Source organism: Ruminococcus sp., from assembly GCF_016283395.1.
On sequence record NZ_JAEEMU010000063.1, the window covers coordinates 1 to 2,882 of the forward strand.

A 2,882-nucleotide genomic window follows, 5' to 3' on the forward strand; every position below is an offset into this window, starting at 1 on the left:
TAACAGTATCTGGCGGTAAGGACGTATCCTACAAGCTCGGCGACGTTAATGCAAACGGTATCGTTGACGCAGTAGATGCTTCACTGGTTCTCCAGTACTACGCTAAGATCTCTACAGGCGGTGACGGTGGCTTCACAGAAGAACAGAAGCTTGCAGCTAACGTTACAGGCGATGCTATCATCGATGCAGTTGACGCTGCAAAGATACTCAGCTACTATGCATATGTTTCCACTGTTAAGGAAGGAACTCCCAAGACAATGGAAGAATTCATGGGAAGGTAATCAATTTATCGTATAAAAAGCATTATCTAAAGACGGTAGTCTGTACATTGTACAGACTGCCGTTTTTTATTTGATATGCGTTTGAAAGTAAGTTTCAATAGTTAGATACCTGTTATTTGACGGCTTATTAATTTCTTCAAATGTCGGTATATATTGGTATAACGGAAATATCTGCCTTTCAGGCCCCCGTATGATTGACTTTTTACGGAAAATGTTATATAATATATTTTGATATAATAAGCCGTTTAATCGACTGACAGGGGTGAATTTATTGAAAAAATACTTGGGGCAGATAATTTTTAACCTTATAATAGCAGGTTTCGGCATGCTTTTGTTCGGGGGAACGAATATACTCGACTCCGCAGGGCTCTCCATAGCCGCTATAGTAATTATAGTAGGACTTCTCAGCATCGGAAACTATTACTTTGTGAAGCTTGCCGCACTGGGCAAAAAAGCTTTCAAACGCTCATACGTCATCGACGAGCACACCTTTGAGTCTCTCAATCAACCAGAGGACTACTTAAACGTCATGAAGGACATCAGGGACTATCCCCTGTGCCGTCAGGAAGCAACAAGGATAATAGAGCAGTGGGAGCTTTTTGTAAAAAAGTCTGAAACCCTCGACACGATCAGCACAGGCGGAGGAGTTTATGAGCTCGTAAATCAGGATATCCAGTCGGTAATGCTGAACAATATGACAATGTTCATGAAGCGTACTGCTATCATGCAGTCTGCGTCAAGGTATGAGGAAGTCAGCACCCATAAAAGCTACCTCAGAATGCTGACGGAAAGAAACGACAAGATACTGAACGACTATACCAATCTCCTCGTCGAGGTCTCGCAGATGAACGACAACGAAAGAAGCAATACCGAGATAAGATCGCTTAAGCTTATAATAGATTCCATACACGAATACAAAAAGGAAATTGAAAGTGAGGACATGAGATGAACAAAAGCAAAACTCCCGTCATTATCGCTGTTATCGGCGCACTCGTTACAATGATAATGATAATCACAGTTATCAAGAACAGCAGCTCAAAAAATGAAACGCCCGTTTCAGATACGAATCCAAAGATAACTATCGACAATCCCGAGCAAAAGCTGGAAAAATGCCTGAAAAAGATTAATATCCGTACTGCCGACAAGATAAAGGGAACTGTTGATTATTCCGACAAAGGCTCGGCTAATCTGCCGAATATCGAAACAAAGTATCCTCTTACCGTAACAGGCGATGGCGACGTTGATATCGAGATATTCTCCACCTCTGAAAAGGCAGGCAAGAACAACAATGGATGGCTCAACGAGACTGCTCAGCAGTTCAACGAACAGCGCAACCGCCTTTCAAACGGCAAGATAATTTCCGTAAGCGTAAGAAGCATTCCCTCGGGAGCTTCATCGGACTATATCTCCAACAATGTCTATCTCCCGCAGGCTTACACCCCGTCAAACGAGCTTTTCGGCAATCTTGCCATCGAACAGGGTGCTAAGCTGAAGCTTGAAGCAGAGTCACTGGTGGCAAATACAGCAGGTATCGCTATATCCCGTACTGCTGCTTCAACAGTAGCCTCAAAATACGGTTCAGTGAACTATGAGAATATAGTTGACGCAGTTGTGAACGGCGAGCTCCAGATGGGTTATACCTATCCATATACCTCGGCTACGGGACTTAACTTCCTTGTAAATGCGCTCCAGCACTTTGACGGTGACAATATACTCAGCGACGCCGCAGTAAGCAAGTTCCAGCAGCTCCAGAAGAGCATACCATTTGTATGCTATACCACAGACCAGATGGTAAACGCTATGCAGAGCGGCACGCTTCAGGCGGGAGTCGTTGAATATCAGGCTTACACAAACAGCGCCGTTCTCAAGGGCGGCTACGACTTTGTTCCCTTCGGCTACAAGCACAGCAATCCTCTTTACAGCGTTGGCGAGCTCACAAATGAAGAGCAGGAGGCGCTCGACACCTTCCTCGGCTACGCTCTCAGCAGCGGTCCTCAGCAGCATGCCAAGGAGTACGGCTTCGATCCCGACAACAACTTCAATTACAACACCAGAGCAATAAGCGGCGCCGATATCATCAGCGCTCAGCGCCTGTGGAAAGAGGAGAAGGACTCCGGCTCACCTACTATCGCACTCTTTATCGCTGATGTTTCGGGAAGCATGACAGGCGATCCCCTTAACCGCCTTAAGGACTCTCTTATCGAAGCTTCAAAGAATATCCGTTCAGACAATTATGTAGGACTTATTTCCTACAGTGACGATGTAACACTGAATCTTCCCATAGGACAGTTTGATCTTGAACAGCGCTCATACTTCGCCGGAGCTGTTGAAAAGCTCAAGGCAGGAGGAAACACATCTACATACGACGCTCTACTTGTCGGTATCAACATGATAAACGAATATAAGCAGAGCATTCCAGACGCAAAGACCATGATATTCGTTCTCAGTGACGGTCAGTGCAACCGCGGCGTCGAGTACGGCACCTCAGCAGGCATTGTCAGCCACTATGGAATACCAATATATACTATCGGCTACAATGAGCAGATCGACTCCCTTAAGGATCTTTCTTCCATAAACGAAGCAGTATATATAAACGCTGAC

At 45.2% G+C, this 2,882-nt stretch carries 3 protein-coding genes; all 3 read left to right on the top strand.

Going from position 1 to position 2,882, the window contains the following annotated elements:
* On the top strand, positions 1 to 281 hold a 281-nt coding region (locus QZZ41_RS15310), incomplete at its 5' end, for a dockerin type I domain-containing protein (RefSeq protein ID WP_295074157.1).
* 325 nt (positions 282 to 606) lie between these two features.
* The gene (locus QZZ41_RS15315; protein WP_295074159.1) at positions 607 to 1,230 is read left to right on the top strand and encodes a hypothetical protein; all 624 of its coding nucleotides are present in this window, start codon (positions 607 to 609) and stop codon (positions 1,228 to 1,230) included.
* Positions 1,227 to 2,882, top strand: a 1,656-nt coding sequence (locus tag QZZ41_RS15320) for a vWA domain-containing protein (protein ID WP_295074161.1), incomplete at its 3' end; no start/stop codon positions are given. The genes QZZ41_RS15315 and QZZ41_RS15320, both read left to right, overlap by 4 nt.